15 protein-coding genes and 3 pseudogenes are annotated in these 14770 nt (G+C 69.7%); 11 read left to right on the forward strand and 7 right to left on the reverse strand.

What is annotated here, in order from left to right; genetic code table 11:
• Positions 1-9 precede the first annotated feature (9 nt).
• The 7 genes and pseudogenes from IE271_RS12110 to IE271_RS12140 all read left to right on the forward strand — a co-directional run bounded on the left by IE271_RS12110 (position 10) and on the right by IE271_RS12140 (position 6851).
• Complete coding sequence (locus IE271_RS12110) at positions 10-1401, forward strand: streptophobe family protein (RefSeq protein ID WP_190190255.1); 1392 nt, start codon at positions 10-12, stop codon at positions 1399-1401.
• Between the two features lie 55 nt (positions 1402-1456).
• Positions 1457-2173, forward strand: coding sequence for a response regulator transcription factor (locus IE271_RS12115; RefSeq protein WP_190190256.1), 717 nt, complete (start codon positions 1457-1459; stop codon positions 2171-2173).
• Positions 2170-3699 carry a sensor histidine kinase gene (locus IE271_RS12120; protein WP_229919282.1) on the forward strand — a complete coding sequence of 510 codons (1530 nt, stop codon included), beginning with the start codon at positions 2170-2172 and terminating at the stop codon, positions 3697-3699. The genes IE271_RS12115 and IE271_RS12120 overlap by 4 nt, the downstream gene beginning before the upstream one ends.
• Before the next feature lie 110 nt (positions 3700-3809).
• Positions 3810-4088, forward strand: coding sequence for a hypothetical protein (locus tag IE271_RS12125; RefSeq protein ID WP_190190330.1), 279 nt, complete (start codon positions 3810-3812; stop codon positions 4086-4088).
• Between the two features lie 402 nt (positions 4089-4490).
• Entirely contained in the window at positions 4491-5363 is an 873-nt protein-coding gene (locus IE271_RS12130; protein WP_190190257.1) for an esterase/lipase family protein, read from the forward strand.
• A gap of 291 nt (positions 5364-5654) precedes the next feature.
• A pseudogene (gene tpg / locus IE271_RS12135) lies at positions 5655-5872 on the forward strand (telomere-protecting terminal protein Tpg); the annotation flags it as partial.
• 604 nt (positions 5873-6476) lie between these two features.
• Entirely contained in the window at positions 6477-6851 is a 375-nt protein-coding gene (locus IE271_RS12140; RefSeq protein WP_190190258.1) for a hypothetical protein, read from the forward strand.
• A gap of 350 nt (positions 6852-7201) precedes the next feature.
• Here the strand turns inward: IE271_RS12140 and IE271_RS12145 are convergent, their stop codons facing one another.
• Both IE271_RS12145 and IE271_RS12150 read right to left on the reverse strand, forming a co-directional pair.
• Complete coding sequence (locus IE271_RS12145; protein WP_190190259.1) at positions 7202-7432, reverse strand: hypothetical protein; 231 nt, start codon at positions 7430-7432, stop codon at positions 7202-7204.
• Between the two features lie 72 nt (positions 7433-7504).
• Entirely contained in the window at positions 7505-8524 is a 1020-nt protein-coding gene (locus IE271_RS12150; protein WP_190190331.1) for a hypothetical protein, read from the reverse strand.
• A 102-nt stretch (positions 8525-8626) separates the two neighbouring features.
• Between IE271_RS12150 and IE271_RS12155 the strand changes: the two genes are divergently transcribed.
• Positions 8627-9283 (forward strand): TetR/AcrR family transcriptional regulator, encoded by a 657-nt coding sequence (locus IE271_RS12155; RefSeq protein WP_190190260.1) that lies wholly within the window; start codon positions 8627-8629, stop codon positions 9281-9283.
• An 87-nt stretch (positions 9284-9370) separates the two neighbouring features.
• Here the strand turns inward: IE271_RS12155 and IE271_RS12160 are convergent, their stop codons facing one another.
• Positions 9371-9706 carry an aldo/keto reductase gene (locus IE271_RS12160; protein WP_190190261.1) on the reverse strand — a complete coding sequence of 112 codons (336 nt, stop codon included), beginning with the start codon at positions 9704-9706 and terminating at the stop codon, positions 9371-9373.
• Between the two features lie 52 nt (positions 9707-9758).
• On the opposite strand from IE271_RS12160, the gene IE271_RS12165 reads away from it, so the two are divergent.
• A complete protein-coding gene (locus IE271_RS12165; RefSeq protein ID WP_190190262.1) occupies positions 9759-10163 on the forward strand; it encodes a hypothetical protein in 405 nt (134 codons plus the stop codon).
• A 247-nt stretch (positions 10164-10410) separates the two neighbouring features.
• Positions 10411-11072: pseudogene (locus tag IE271_RS12170) on the forward strand (transposase family protein); the annotation flags it as partial.
• A 320-nt stretch (positions 11073-11392) separates the two neighbouring features.
• On the opposite strand, the gene IE271_RS12175 reads toward IE271_RS12170, so the two are convergent.
• Positions 11393-11818 carry a hypothetical protein gene (locus tag IE271_RS12175; RefSeq protein ID WP_190190263.1) on the reverse strand — a complete coding sequence of 142 codons (426 nt, stop codon included), beginning with the start codon at positions 11816-11818 and terminating at the stop codon, positions 11393-11395.
• 156 nt (positions 11819-11974) lie between these two features.
• On the opposite strand from IE271_RS12175, the pseudogene IE271_RS12180 reads away from it, so the two are divergent.
• Positions 11975-12405: pseudogene (locus IE271_RS12180) on the forward strand (transposase); the annotation flags it as partial.
• Between the two features lie 18 nt (positions 12406-12423).
• On the opposite strand, the gene IE271_RS12185 reads toward IE271_RS12180, so the two are convergent.
• The 3 genes from IE271_RS12185 to IE271_RS12195 form a co-directional block, all read right to left on the reverse strand.
• Entirely contained in the window at positions 12424-12876 is a 453-nt protein-coding gene (locus IE271_RS12185) for a DUF5959 family protein (protein WP_190190335.1), read from the reverse strand.
• Between the two features lie 301 nt (positions 12877-13177).
• Positions 13178-13831 carry a hypothetical protein gene (locus IE271_RS12190; protein WP_190190264.1) on the reverse strand — a complete coding sequence of 218 codons (654 nt, stop codon included), beginning with the start codon at positions 13829-13831 and terminating at the stop codon, positions 13178-13180.
• Between the two features lie 560 nt (positions 13832-14391).
• Positions 14392-14616, reverse strand: a complete 225-nt coding sequence (locus IE271_RS12195) for a cold-shock protein (protein WP_190190265.1) — start codon at positions 14614-14616, stop codon at positions 14392-14394.
• Between the last annotated feature and the right edge of the window lie 154 nt (positions 14617-14770).

Consider the following 14770-nt stretch of genomic DNA (forward strand, 5'->3'; position numbering starts at 1 on the left):
CAGGAGCCCGTGCGCTGCGCCGGTGCCCTACGCAACGCCGCCGAAGGCGCGCTGGCCGTGCTGGCCGCACTCGCCGTGATGGCCGTCGCCGCGCTCGCCGGTCTGCTCGCCCTGGATGCCGGCGACCGTGCCTTTCCGCCCCGGCTGCTGCCGGCCGTGCTGAGCATGGCCGTCGGCGGACCTGTCGGCCTCGTGTCGGACGCCGCGGGCGGCGGGTGGCCGGGCGGACGCCTGGGCATCGGCCTGGAGGGACGGGTGGCGGCTGTGCCGCTGACACTGACGTTTCTCGGCGCGGTGGTGCTCGGCACCGGGTTCTTCCGCCCGCTGCGCCGCCGCGGCCGGCCCGGCGGCGAACTGCTGCTGGCCCGCGCCGCGGGGGCGCTGACCGCCGTCCTGCTGTCGGTCCCGGCGCTGGCCGCGCTCGGCCACGGCACCGCCGAACTCCCCGTGGGCGTGACCGGCCGGCTGCGGGGCGGGGACACCGGCACCGCGCTCGGCCGGCCGGGCGGCGGGGGCGCGCTGTCCTCGATCGGCTTCCGTACCGAGGTGCTGCCGACGACCTGCACCGCCCTGCTCGGCGTCGTCGTACTGCTGCTGCTCGGCTGTGTCGTGGCCCGGCGCACCTCCTTGCCGAAGCCGCTCGCCCTCGGCCGGGGGCGCCTGCAGTGGCTCCCTGCCGCCTCCGCCCTGATCGGGGTCCTGACCGCCGTCGGCTGCTTGTCGCTGGTGTTCGGCGTGCTCGCCGCGGCGATCGCGCTGACCGGCCAGGAGGAGCCGGCCCGGGTCGCGGGGGTACTGCTGCTGGCAGGCCCGAACCTGATCGTCGTACTGCTCAGCTCCGGGCTCGGCGCGTCCTGGACGGCCGGGACGCAGCGCGAGCAAGCGGACGGCGGCGGGCTGATCGGCGCGCTCCTCGGAGCCCGGGGAAGCGGCGGGACGACCGACCGCGTCCTCCCGCTGGACGACCGTACGGTGGCCGGCGCTCCGCTGTGGCTGCTCGGCCTGCTGGTCCTGCTGGGTGTGCTGCTGCTCACCGGCTACCTGACCGCCGCGCGCACCCCGGCCCGTACCGCCCGCGAGGCAACCGACGCCCTGCTCGGCCGGCACCTCGCGTGCGCCCTGCGCACCGGCGCGGTCTTCGCGGCCGCGCTGCTGCCGCTGGTGTGGCTGGCCGAAGCGGACGCGTGGCTCACCGTCAGCGCCATGGGCAGCGACCTGGCCCGCGTCACGGCCGAGCTGGACGGCACGGCGGGGATCTGTGCGCTCACCGGCTTCCTGCTGGCCCTGGGCGCGGGCTACTGCGGCAGCCGGCTGCACGGACTGCGGGCGACCCGGCGCAGCGGGGCGTCCATATGGTCTGCTGAACCGCGGCAGGTCTCCAGGACGCGACCTGGCCGCTGATCCACGACCGGCTCCCGCGCACCCGGGCGGCCTCTTGAGAGGGCGACGACACACCATGGCGACAGCACCGCAGGACCACCTCCTCGTCGTCGACGACGAGCCCACCGTCCGCGAACTGCTGCGTGCCGCGCTGCGGTACGCAGGCTTCGAGGTCGACGCCGCCGCGACCGGGAGGGAGGCACTCGAACTGGCCGCCCACCGCATGCCGGACCTGGTACTGCTCGACGTGATGCTGCCCGACCTCGACGGCTTGGAGGTGATCCGGCGGCTGCGCGCCCGGCCCCGCTCGGCCCGGCGCGGCGCGGGCGGCGACGTCCCGGTGCTGTTCGTCACCGCCCGCGACGGCCGGCAGGACCGGCTCAGCGGGCTCCGGCTCGGCGGCGACGACTACGTCACCAAGCCCTTCGACCTGGAGGAGCTGATCGCCCGCATCCGCGCCGTGCTGCGCCGCACCCGCGGCGACGACCCGGACCGGCTCGCCGTCGCCGACCTGGAACTGGACCCCGGCGGGCACCACGTCACCCGGGCCGGGGAGACCGTGCGGCTGTCCCCGACGGAGTTCCGGCTGCTGCACTTCCTGATGACCAACGCCGGCCGCACCATGTCCAAGAACCAGATCCTCGACAGCGTCTGGGACTACGACTTCGGCGGCGACACCGGCATCGTCGACACCTACATCAGTTATCTGCGGCGCAAAATCGACCGGCGCGAACCCAAGCTCGTCCACACCGTGCGGGGCGTGGGCTACGTGGTGCGGGGGCCGCGGCCGTGAAGCGGTACGCACACGCCCCGCGGCGGCTGCTCGCCCGGATGTCGCTGCGGGGGCGGCTGCTGTGCCTGTCCATAGCGCTGGTGCTGGTCGGGCTGGTCTCCTCGGGCGTGGTGATGAGCATGTCGCTGCACGGCTACCTGGAGGACCGCACCGACGAACGGCTGCTGCTGACCGGGCAGGTGGCGGCGCGTCTGTCACCGCCGTCCGTCGCCTCCGACGCCTCCCGGTCGCTGCGCGCGATCGGCCTCGGCGGCGACACGGTGGTGACCTACGTCGACGACACCGGCGCGGTCCGCCGGACGTTCGACGCCAGCACGGCGCCGCCCGGAGGCGGCCCTGACCTGCCCGCACTGGACCGGGACGCGGTCGTGGCCCGGCAGGGACGGCCGTTCACCGTGCCCGCCCACGACAGCGGCCACCAGTGGCGGATCGTCGCCCTGGTCCAACCGGACCAGCGGCTGATGCCCGCCTCCGACGCCGAGGAACCCGGCAGCGTCATCGTGGCGACCTCCCTGGACGACGTGGCCGGCATCATGCGCAAGACCCGGAACGTCTCCACCGCGGCGGGCCTGGTGCTGCTCGGCGTGCTCACCGTGGCGGGCTGGTTCGCGGTACGCTCCGGGCTGCGCCCGCTGACCCGGATCGAGGAGACGACCTCGGCGATCACCGAGGGCAGCTTCTCCCACCGGGTCCCCGAACTCGCGGGCCCGCGGACCGAGGTGGGACGGCTGACCGCCTGTCTGAACGAGATGCTGGCCCAGATCGACACCGCGTTCACCGCGCGGGCCGAGGCGGAGGCACGGATGCGGCGCTTCTTCGCCGACGCCAGTCACGAACTGCGCACACCCCTGGCCGGTATCAAGGGCTACACCGACCTGTACCGGATGGGCGCGCTGCCCGAACGCCGGGACGTCGATCACACCATGACCCGGATCGCCGCGGAGTCCGAGCGGCTGACCCGGCTGGTGGAGAGCATGCTGCTGCTGGCCCGCCTCGACGAGGACGCGCACCGTCCCGCGGACTCGGACGCCGACCTCGCCTTTCCGCTCGACGCCGCCCCGATGGACCTGCGCACCCTGGCCGCCGACGCCCTGCGCGACGTCCGGGCGCTGGACGCCGGCCGTCCGGTCACCCTCACCGGGCCCGGCGGCGGCCGGCCGGCGGGGGCGCCGGCGCTGGCCGACGAGGCGCGGCTGCGGCAGGTCGTCACCAACCTGGTCGGCAACGCCGTTACGCACACCCCGCCCGGCACCCCTGTCCGCATCGGCGTCGGCGTCATCGACGGCCATGCGGTCCTGGAGGTCGCGGATCACGGTTCCGGACTGCCGCCCGAGGAGCACGCCCTAGTCTTCGACCGCTTCCACCGCGCAGACGCCGCCCGTACCCACCACCCCGACTCCGGCTCCGGCCTGGGCCTGTCCATCGCCCGCTCGCTGACCGAAGCCCAGGGCGGCCGACTCGCTCTGATTCCGACTCCGGGCGGAGGCTGCACGTTCCGCGTGCTGCTACCGGTGCACCACACCTGACGGAGTCCGGGGATGTCCCGTGATCGATCCACGGTATGCCCGGTGATCTGGCCTTCTTCGCCACCCAGTGAGGGTCGGGCCGCTACCCGTCGCCGCCGGGACGCGGACGGATCGACACCCTGCGCGAACGCGACCTGGATGTGCGGGTGACAGCCGCCCGGCTCGGCCGGTCACCCCCGACCGTCAGCCGTGGACTGCGCCGCAACAGCCTCCCGCACGACAACGGCGTCTACGACACCGACCTCCCCCACCACCGCTTACTCGAACGCAACGGACGGCCGCGCCGCGTCGAACTCTCCGCGGACCCCGAGCCGGGAGCGGAGGTCCAGGCCGAGCTCGCCCTGGAGCGGAGCCCGGAACAGGTCGCCGCCCACCTGCGTACTCCGTGACCCGACCGCCCCGAGCGGCACCTGTGCCACGAGACGATCCACCGAGCCCTCCACCAGAACGCCAGAGGCGGCCTGAGCAGGACGGCGACGGGAAACTGCGCACACCGCCGTGTGCGCCGAACGCCGGGCGGCTGCGGTCGGCGTCCGAGCGGGCAGGGCCCACCCTTTGATTTCGCGGCTCCCTTCGGCGGCCTTGGCGGCCGGGTCAGCACGGTCGTGCCGCGAGGGGAGGGGTGCACATGCCACCGCCCGGGGCGGGCGGAGTGGGGCGTACGGGTGAGGTGGAAGCGAAATGAGGGGCATACGCGAGCACGATCGGAGTGGCGTGGAGCGGCGTGGGGTGCCGTCGGGAACTGTTGCGTCGAACCTGCCCGTGTTCCGCCCGTACCACAAGGAGCCCTGATGACCGGTCGGGCACCGTCTGCTGCTCTGCGCGCTCTGCGTGCGCTGTTCGCCGCCACCGTGCTGGCCGGCGCCTCCCTCACCACCGGCATGGCCCACGCCGCTCCGTCGGCGGCCCGAAGCGGAGGATGGAACGACTACGCCTGCAAGCCCTCCGCGGCCCATCCGCGACCGGTCGTGCTGATCCACGGCACGGGGGCGAACTCGGTCGTCAACTGGCCCGTGCTCGGTCCGGATCTGGTGCGGCGCGGTTACTGCGTCTTCGCTCTCGACTACGGCCATGTGGGCCTGCCCCTGAACCACGGTCTGGGGCCGATCGAGAGATCCGCCCGGCAACTCGACGCTTTCGTCGACCGAGTGCGCGCGGCGACCGGGGCCCGCGAGGTGGACCTGGTCGGCCACTCACAGGGTGGTCTGATGCCTCGTTACTACCTCACTTACCTCGACGGCGCGGACGAGGTGCACCATCTCATCGCCATCGCCCCACCCAACCACGGCACCACTGTGCAGGGACTGGCCCATGTGGTGCGCGCGGCCGGGCTCGAGCCGGCGCTCATGCGCACGTTTCCGGCCATCCCCCAGCAGCTCGCCGGCTCGGCCTTCCTGACCGGCCTCAATGCCGACGGCGACACCGTTCCCGGCGTCCGCTACACCGTGATCGCCACCCGCCACGACCGCCTGGTCACCCCCTACACCTCCGCCTTCCTGCGCGGCCCCAACGTGCGCAACATTCTCGTCCAGGATCTGTGCCCGGCCGACCTCGCCACCCACGCGTCCCTCGGCGTCAGCGACCGCATCGCCCATCATGAGATCCGCAACATCCTCGACCCCGCTCACGCCACCCCCACCACCTGCGCCTCCGCCCTCTCCTGAGTACCGCGGACCCGCTCGGCCCGCACCCGGCGGGGGCGGCTGCGTCTCCGTGGCGTGGCCGCGCTCCGGGCGGCTGCCATAACCGTGACCGTGCCGAGGACCGGTCAGCCGGCCGCCCCGGCCCGGGCCGGCGGTGTCGGCGGCTGCCTCTCCCCGGCGTTGGGCACCAGTTGCCTCATCCCCTCATACACCCACGTGGCCGGGGCACTGCCTCCGGGGCCGGAGCGGAACTCCTCACCGCGTGGTGGCCTGCTGCCCGCAGGGCGGAGGACGGGCCGGCCGTCGCAAGCGGCCACCGACCAGGACCGCATCCGGCACCTGACCGTTGCCCTGCCGCAGTACGCCGCCCGTCTCTTCGGCGCCCAGCAGAGGCCGGCGCCGGTGACCAGCAGATCGAGGAGATCACCGCCGAGGCGCTCAAGGACGTGTACTTCCAGGACGGCGGCCGCCGCGCGGACCGGTTGGAGGAGATCCGCTTCACCGACGTCGAGCACCTGGAGATCGAGCTGCAGGAACCGAAGAGGTGCGGCGCCGGGGCTCTGAGAGGGGACCGCGTCATCGACCAATGCTGTGACCTGACGCTCGGCTGTCGGCTGTCGGCTGTCGGCTGTCGGCTGTCGGTGGTCGTCAGCGTGGGCGTCGAGCGCCCCGTACGGCCCAGGGACGGCCCAGCGGTAGCGAGAGGCACTGCACGGGTCTGTTGTGTGGATCACGCATGAGGTGACCGGCCGTATGAGCTGCTTCATGTACGACGTCATGGGAGGAACGGTTGACGATCCCGCCCCGGAGACCATGCGCCGGGTCCTGGACGTCCTGGCGGACGCCGATGGCGAGCATCCCGACGCATGGCAAAAGGGAGCCGATATCAGTCATCGGACGCTGGCGAAGCTCGTGCGACAGGGTCCGAATCATGATGGAGCCCCATGCGGCCGCTTTCCTGCAGCACTGGAGCTTGTACGCTACAGCTGCACAGAACCCGTCGAACGCGCTGGGTGTGAAGATCATGGTGCAAACGGAAAGAGTGTGGGCCAAGCCCAACGGTGTACTTGGAGCGCCTCCAAAGCCGTACGGGAAGGCTGGTGAGTGGAAAGATTTCAGACCGGGAGGAGATTGGTGACAGTAAAGCTCAAGCCGGTCGGATTCTATAGCGACACCGAGGTCGGAGAACGCGGTCAGCCGACGCTCGAGAGCTCGCGGGGGAAATTTACCGGCCCTGTCGATAAGCTTGTCCCGTACCTTCGGAGTGCCCATTTCGTCGCGGTTTCCGGGAGCGGGGTGCATGATGACCTGGCACCGGACAAACCCCTGATCGGCGCACTGAGCATCCATACGGACGGCGTCTGGGTCTGGCCGAGTTCCTACCCGTACTACGTGGAGACGTATCAGGCGGACGTTCCTGTAGAGCTTTTGGAGCTTGCAAGCTCGTATAGGTGGGTCCCTCCCAAGATCCCGGACGATGCTGACTTCGACGAACGGATGCCTTTCTAGGACTGGTCCCTCAACTCTCGAAAAGATCCACTTGGCCCCGCCCTGCAAGCAGGGCGGGGCCAAGTGGATCTACTGAAAGGCCATTTCACGTACAAGGGCATCGCCGCTGACCTGGGCATCAACCGGACCACCCTGCGCGAGGCAGGTGTGGCACATAGTCGATGCCCGCGCCAGGAACTCGCGCAATCTCCGGTTGCGTCCGTATGCCTCGTCTCCGGTTGTCCATAGCGGTCTGATCCCGGCGGCCGGCGCTCGTTCCGCCTGCGCGCGGGCGAGTGCCGGCGTGGTGGCGCATGCGTGGTTCTCACGTCGGCGCCGAGTCGCCGGATCAGACACGTGCGCGTCACCTCTTACGTGACATCCTGCTCCCGGTCGGCGCGTTCGAGCAGGTGATGCAGGTGATGCAGGTGATGCAGGTGATGCAGGCGATACGGCCGGTCCGGGCCGACTGTCTCCGTGATCGACCGGCAGTCGCCCGCAACGCCCGGTATCAGCAGCCCGCGCAGGTACAACACGCCGTCGGCCCGCGGGTCGCGGCGGCGGCAGACCGGCACGAGGTCTGCGGTGAGTTCGGCGAACACCGTTTCATCCGCTCAGAGTCTGCACTGCGCCGCAGTGCCAATTCCGAGCCGTGGTCACCGTGCCGGGGCTTGTCACCTCCGATACCGCTGCGCCACTGCCTCGAAGGCGGCCTTGGGTTCCCATTCCATGTCGGGGTAGGTCTGCCCCCGGCGCCCTTCGAGGAGTTTGACGATGCCCAGGCCGGCCCGGTCCAGGTCGTCCCTGGGGTCGCCGTCCGGGCGGTGCGGATAGCCGGGCAGGGCGAACAGGAACACGAACGCGCTGTCCACGCCCTCGGTCTCGAAGACCTCCAATAGTTCGCTCAGATAGGCGGCCTGGCCGGCCTGGCCGGCCTCGTCGCGCTCGTATACGCCGTTCAGCCGCACCGGGGTCTTGGTCTTCGGGTCGTGTTCGACCACGTCCAGCACCCGCCCACCGCGGTCTCCCGCGCCGCGGTAGGCCGCGGTGCCGAACCCGGTGACGGCGAGCGGTTTCGTGTCCTGGGCCAGGATGCGCACCGCTTCCCGGAACCAGTCGGCGATCTCGGCGGAGCGGATCAGTTCGAACGTCACGATGTCGAAGGGGGCCCAGTCGACCTGCTCGAACTGGATGGATGCGTAGGTGAGCCTGCCGTGGAAGCGCTCGCGGACCGTGGCCGCGGCCTCGCCGAGGAATGCGTTGATGCGCACGCCGAGCCCGCGCATCGCCTCGGCCCGCCGCTCGGGGTGGCTCACCAGCTGCTCGACCCGCTCCTCGGGACTCTCTCCGGGCAGGAACCCGCGGTTCATCACGCTCAGCTCGACCCCTGCGACGAACACGACGGTGGCTCCCTGCCGTCGGAGCCGCTCCGCTCGCGTGGCGCAGTCGCGGAAGAGCGTGAGGATCTGCTCCGGATCCAGCTCCAGCGGATAGGGCGAGAACCAGACCTCCAGGCCGAGCTCGGCGGCGGCCCCGGCGGCCAGCTCCAGTCGATGCGGGTCGCCGCCGATGATCTGAACCGCGTTGCAGTGCAGGTCGTCGCGGATGACGGCGAGCTCACGCCGGACCACCGCGGGGTCGAAGTGCTCGCGGGATGTCTGGCCGTGCACGACGAATCCGGTGTCGTAGGTCATTCCTCGTGCTCGCACGATGGCGTCCTCTCCGCCGGTCTCGGGTGGGTCGAGACTGACAGGAAACTTTCGTGCACGCGCAGCTCTGTGTGGAACGCTGGCACCGTGACGACACCACCCCCAGGGCTGCGGCAGCGGAAGAAGCAGGCCACGCGCGAGGCGCTACGCGAGGCGGCCCTGCGCCTGGCCGTGGAGCACGGACCCGACCAGGTGCGGGTCGAGGACATCGCCGAGGCGGCCGGAGTCTCACCGCGCACCTACAACAACTACTTCGCCAGCCGCGAGCAGGCGATCGTCTCCGCCGTGACCGCGGACCGGGAGGCACGCGTCGCGGCGGCGGTCGCAACCCGGCCCGCAGCAGTGCGCCTGGCCGACGCCGTCACCCAAGCAGTGGTCGAGCAGTACACGAACACCGGCGAGCACGGCCCCGAGGCGCTGCTGCTGATCACCACCCGGACCCCGCTGCGCGACGCGTTCCTCGATACCACCGCCGGCATCGAACCTGCTCTCACGGCGGTGATCGCCGAACGCCTGGGTGACACCGAGGCGCACACCGCCCGCGTCCTTGCGGCAAGCGTCGCCGCGGCGGTGCGCATCGCGCTGGAAGGCTGGCTCCGGCCGGCCGGAAGCGCAGAGGCCGCCGGGACTTCCGGCGCCGAAGGACTGGTCGTGCCCTCCGACCCACTGGCCGACCACCTCCGCGCGGCGCTGGCCCCGCTCGCGCCCGCGTTCGACGCCGCCGAGCGGCGCACCCAGCCATGAAACCAACCCGACCAGTAGTGCTTCGTCAGGTCCGGACACGAGGTGCCGAGGACGGCGGTCGAGCCGTCCTCGGCGTTCGCCCGGACATCAGCGGTGAGTCGGGATCCTCATCTCGCTCCTGGTCACCTTGCGGATGTGGTCGCCGGCGAGCAGATCGTGCGGGTAGCCGAGGCTGATCGCGCCGGCCTCGTCGAGGCGGGCCACCTGCGAGGCGTCGAAGTCCACGTCCAGTGCGCCCAGGTTGTCCTCCAACTGCGCGGGCGTGCGGGCGCCGATGACGGGCGCTGTCACGCCGGGGTTCCGCAGAGTCCAGGCCGGTGCGACCTGGGCGGGGGTACGGCCCAGCCCCCAGGCGACCTCCCCGACGGCGACGTTCCGTACGGTGACCGTGCCGAGGGCGACGTTGACGGAGTAAGGGAGCATGGGCCTGGACCGTGGGCGATGACCGCCGTCAGACCTATGTGGAGAAGGGGCTATGAGCGTGCTGTGGTGGGCAGCGACGTCGCCGCAATCGGGACTGTTCGACCCGGTTGAGAGACGTTCAGAGGTGAAGGATCTGTCAGACCGCTTCAACGACCTGCGTTCCTGTGGTCAGGGATACATCGAGGTTCGATCGCCGAACAGGGAGTTTCCGGTACTGATTCTGGCTTTCCGGGACGAGCACGCGGTCCTTCATCTGATGAGCGACACCGAGCGGATGTCTCTGCTCGTAGGAGATGGCACCGTGCCCTTGGACACCGGGGTAGAAGTCCCGATCGTGGACGACCTCGCCGCCTTCATGGGCGACTTCGTCCTGAATGTCGAGCGGGCGTGGGACTTGGTGCACGACTTCACCCGGACGGGGGCAGTCGGCCCTCCGGGTGAGTGGTGTGCGTTGTAGCTCAAGCTCGTGACGCGATCATGATCAGTTCCTCTTCGGCCGCCTCCAGCAGATGAGGCCGCAGTCCGATGAGACGAAGGCGTCATGGGGTTCGGTGCGGTGTTCCCAGCGAACTGCGAGACGTTTGAAGTGGTGGAGCAGGGCGGAGGTCCGCCCCACCACGTACATGTTCGGCGCTGTTACTTCAGTGGTTCGGCATTTTGTTTTCGGTGAGCATTTTCCAACTGCCGGGCGAACTCGGCAGGTGCGGCGTCTGAGCCCTGGCCTGCAGGCCCTGCTCACCTCCCACCTCCGCAACGGCCACCCGTATGGCCAGCTCGCTACCGGGTCCGGAATCGGAGCCACGACCGCCTGCCGGTACATCGCCGGGGCCGTCGAACTCCTGGCCGTCCTCGCCCCGACCCTTGCGGAGGCCGTCCGGACGGCATCGACGAAGGCACGCGTGCTGCTGGACGCCGCCCTGCTCCCCATCGACCGCATCGCCGCGGACCGGCCCTATCGCTCCGGTGCGCACAAGAAACACGGGGTGAATGTGCAGGTCCTGGCTGATCCGTCCGACCGGTTGCTGTGGGCCTCGCCGACTCTGCCCGGCGCCGTCCACGACACCCGGGCCGCCCGTGAGCACGGCATCATCAGCACTCTCGCGGACGCCGACATCAGGTGCTGGGCCGACGAGGGACATCGCGGTGTCAAGGGTACGGTCCGCGTCCCATGCCGGGGCCGCCGGTAGACGCTCTCCGCAGGGCAGAAGACCGTCAACCGATCTCATGCAAAGATCCGATCCCTGGCCGAGCGGGCCGTCGCCGCCCTCAAGTCCGGCGGCTCCTCCGCAGACTGCGGTGCCCGATCACCTGTATCACGAGCCTCGTCCCGGTCGTTCTCCGCTTACATCTGGCCGGCTCGGAGTGAGGTGGAAAGAGCGCCAGTGCCCGGGGGACGGATGAGGTGCTCAAGCTGCTGCCTGAGGCGCAGTCCGTGGTGTCGGTGGAAGATGTCGGAGCCGGCACAGGACGACGTCACGCTGACCGGCTGAGAAAAGATGTACATCATGCCCGTGCACCGGCGCGCGGGCAGGCGCCTACGGCCACGCCCGAGCCCTGCGCTCGGGACTGGTTCGACACCAGAGTGCTCCCCGGTGCTCAGGTCCGGTGCAGGGGGCGTGGGCGATGCGCAGGCCGGGCCGGGCCAGCTGTACAGGCGCGAGCCCACCGAGTTGTCGCCTTTCGCATCTACCCGTACGTCTCCGACTCGGGTCCTTCAGGAAGGAGGTACAGCCCCAAGTGCTGGCGGAGAAAGCCCTCCAACCGTTGAAGGTCGATCGCATCGGCTGGGAGATCACTGGAACGGGGACGGTGGAGCTCAATCAGCTGGGCCATCAGCTCTTCGTCAAGCAACGGTGCCTGATAGCGCTCGATCGTCCCTAGGTAGAAGAGCCAGCTGTGCAGCCGGTTGGCAGGGCAGCGGCCTTGGCTCGCATGCAGATTCTCCGGCTCGTGCTCATCCCGCCAGGAACCGACGTAGAGATAGGAGGCATGACACAACCCCGCGTCCAGAACCGGGGTCGGATCGGCCTTGCAGTTCCAATAGATCCGAGCCTCGTCCTCAGGTATGGGGCTCGGCACGGCCGCCAACCACAGTCGGTAGATCTCCTCCATGGCCGCAGTCTGGCATGCCGAGCCAAGGCGAAGCCTGACAGGGGGCAGTCCTGGGACCGCCCCGAGGCCACTGAAGGGCACCTACCGACGACCAACGCTCACGACCGCCGTCGGCCAAGACATCGTCTCATTTGGGTTGCTCGGTGGTCCGGTGCTATGGGGATCGTCGAGCGCTTGGTTCCGGATGAGCTGTGGGAGTTGTTCCAGCGGGTGGTGGCGCCGGCTCCGACTCGGCGGCAGGGTGGCGGTCGGCGCCGGTACGGGGACCGGGAGGTCCTGGCGGCGATTGTGTTCGTGGCGGCCTCGGGCTGCACGTGGCGGCAGCTTCCGCCGTCGTTCGGCTCTTCCGGGCCGACGGCCCACCGGCGGTTCACCGAGTGGACCGAGGCCCTGGTGTGGGCCGGGCTGCACCGCCTGGTGCTGGACGAGCTCGGCGCGCGCGGCGAGCTGAACTGGTCGCGGTGTGCGATCGACTCGGTGACCATGCGGGCCCTGAAAGGGGGAAGCTGACAGGTCCGAATCCGCTGGGAGATACGCGACGACATCCACGAAGCCTTCCTCGCCCTGGGATGCGCACTCATCTGCTGGCGACGTCTGGCAGCAGTTCAGCGCCGCCACTCATAGACGTCCGGCGAAGACTCAAAGACCTCGCTCGGCCACTGCTTCAGCACTCGCCCAAGCAGCCTCCGCTGCTCGTCGATCCAACCCTCTTCAAGGTTCATGGGAAGAAACACGGAGACGCACGAACTGCTCGGATCCTCGACGTGGACGGCGGGAGTCTCATGCTCTTCGTTGTGCGGCTGGATCCTGATCGCAGGGCTGTGGACTTCGTCCCTCCACCAGATGTCCTGTCCTGCGGCAAGTAGATCCAGAGCCCGGGACCATGTCTCCAGGTCGGAAGGGGACAGAGACATGGTCAGACGACCACTGACGAAGCTGCTTGTGATCAGGACCTCTGCGTCGAGCCAGTCGTGAAGACGCAGCAAGCCCGGCGACCGACGCCCCAACACGCGCACCTGGAAGGCGTTGTCACCATCCGAGAGACTGATCAGTTCCACCGTGTATCACCCTGTTCTGCCGCCATCACCCGTCAAGGCTCATGGTGATGAGGCTCGTTGAATTTCCCCACCTGGTGCTCACGCGTTCCCCAGACCTGCTCAGCTTGTTTCCCCACCCGGGCGCGCTGGTGCGGGCGGGTGGTCTGGTCGGCGAATACCGAGAGCAGGTGTCGCTCAGCGGCGAGAGCGTCCGGTGACCCCCTGAGGATCGATGTCGCCGAGTCTCGAGAGCACTCCGGCGCTTGTATCGGGGGCGCAGTGGTGTCTGCCGTTGAACGCGGGCGAGATGCCGGCTGACCGGTCACGCCCGCTCTACCGCGGCTGGCCTGTCGCGCTGCAGCCACGCGATGGCTTGGGCGCGACGATCGCGTGGCACGTCTGCCCCGGTTGCCTCCCAGTCGATCAGGCGGCGTACGGGCTCAGTGTCGCCCGGGTTGGGCACGGCCAGGGAGCCGATACCGTCCTGCCAGGTTGTTCCGACCACGGCGACAGTGCTGTCGAGCGAGAGCATCGCGAATTCCGGACGTCCGGATCGCGAACCGAGCAGACAGTCGTCGTATCCGAGTACGGATCTTCCCCTGCGAATCGCGCACGCCGCGCCCATGACGTCCCAGGCGTCGAGCAGACGTACCCGGCGCCATATACGAGGCTGGTACAGGTCTACCCGCGGGTTGTAGCGATGGGCAGGGAGGGCGAGCAGGAACTCGCGGCTGGCGTCGAACAGGCCGAAGGAGGTCGCCAATGCGTACCAGCCTCGGTTGGCCTGCTCGATGAGTTGCTGGTCGTCGAAGCCGACGAAAGCATCCTGTCGGCCCGTCTCCTCGTGGGTGCAACTGGCCATCGCGCTCATTACGGACACTGGCAAGGCAGTGCATGGCACGCCGCCTTCGAGCACCTCCAGGCCCGCCCGCTTCAGCGGGGCATGCACTTTCCGGTGCATCTCCTGCCTGCCCATGTCCTCCCCCGTTGCCGCGCGTCCGTTCAGCGCCTACGAGACGATACGAGCTTACCGATCGGCAACGACCAGGGGCCGGGCAGTCCAGCGAGCGGAGAGCGCACACGTGCTCTCGGATTCCAAGGAGAACCGCTGTCAGCGCCTAAACAGCCAGACGGGCGCCACTCGGGAGGGGCCGCCCGATAACCAGCCAGGTCCAGGGCCGGGGCGGACTGTCCAGGGTGGCCGCAGGCCAGCGCGGAGCGCCGCCGTAGGCGCCCTTGACCGGCCGGGCACGGCCCGCACACTGCACGGTCGGGCGGCCCGGCCCGTTGCCGACAGCACCGAGTGGGGAACGAAGAGCAGCACTGGCTGATTTCACAGAGCCTCATCAATGGTGTGGAACCAGAGCCTCAACCACAACCGGATTCCCTCCGCCTCATTCCGTGAGGAGTTCTCAGCGCCCGGGCCACTCCCCACTGCACCGGACGACCACTGCAACCCGTGTCGCGCAGCGCGAAGCCGTAGCGCGCTGTGCCGGGCTGTCCCCGTGTGCCTTCGTTGATGTCCGCCCGTGGATGTCAGGCACGTTGCGGCACGATGTTCACCGCGCGGTAGACGTAGCCGTCCTGTTTGAAGCCCGGTGTTTCCCACGTGAGGTCGACCCGTTGGCCGGGTGCCAGCGTTCGGAACCCGGCCATCTGGATGGCGGAGTAGTGGCCCCAGCAGCCGCCTGGAGTCTCCGGGGAGTCGAGCACGCCCCAGCCTTCCTCGTCGTGCCACTCGCGGACAGTCGCAGTCACCATGGACCGAAACCCTACGACGCCTGTCTGCGTCGGGGTAGCCGGTTCCTCGGCTCGGAAGGCCGCGGGTCACGCCCTGGCCTTTGATCGGGTACATCTGGCCAGGTCAGCAGCGGTGAAGCAGTTTTGACGCGCTACGGGTCGAGTCACCCCGGTC

Source organism: Streptomyces minutiscleroticus (assembly GCF_014650875.1).
GTDB lineage: Bacteria > Actinomycetota > Actinomycetes > Streptomycetales > Streptomycetaceae > Streptomyces > Streptomyces minutiscleroticus.

What these genes read in the sequence shown, in the direction of transcription:
- IE271_RS12165 (WP_190190262.1), top strand. Translation starts at nt 9,759, where the DNA reads ATGAGCGTGCTGTGGTGGGCAGCGACGTCGCCGCAATCGGGACTGTTC.
- IE271_RS12115 (WP_190190256.1), top strand. Translation starts at nt 1,457, where the DNA reads ATGGCGACAGCACCGCAGGACCACCTCCTCGTCGTCGACGACGAGCCC.
- IE271_RS12160 (WP_190190261.1), bottom strand. Translation starts at nt 9,706, where the DNA reads ATGCTCCCTTACTCCGTCAACGTCGCCCTCGGCACGGTCACCGTACGG.
- IE271_RS12150 (WP_190190331.1), bottom strand. Translation starts at nt 8,524, where the DNA reads ATGACCTACGACACCGGATTCGTCGTGCACGGCCAGACATCCCGCGAG.
- IE271_RS12195 (WP_190190265.1), bottom strand. Translation starts at nt 14,616, where the DNA reads ATGGTGACTGCGACTGTCCGCGAGTGGCACGACGAGGAAGGCTGGGGC.
- IE271_RS12190 (WP_190190264.1), bottom strand. Translation starts at nt 13,831, where the DNA reads ATGGGCAGGCAGGAGATGCACCGGAAAGTGCATGCCCCGCTGAAGCGG.
- IE271_RS12175 (WP_190190263.1), bottom strand. Translation starts at nt 11,818, where the DNA reads ATGGAGGAGATCTACCGACTGTGGTTGGCGGCCGTGCCGAGCCCCATA.
- IE271_RS12130 (WP_190190257.1), top strand. Translation starts at nt 4,491, where the DNA reads ATGACCGGTCGGGCACCGTCTGCTGCTCTGCGCGCTCTGCGTGCGCTG.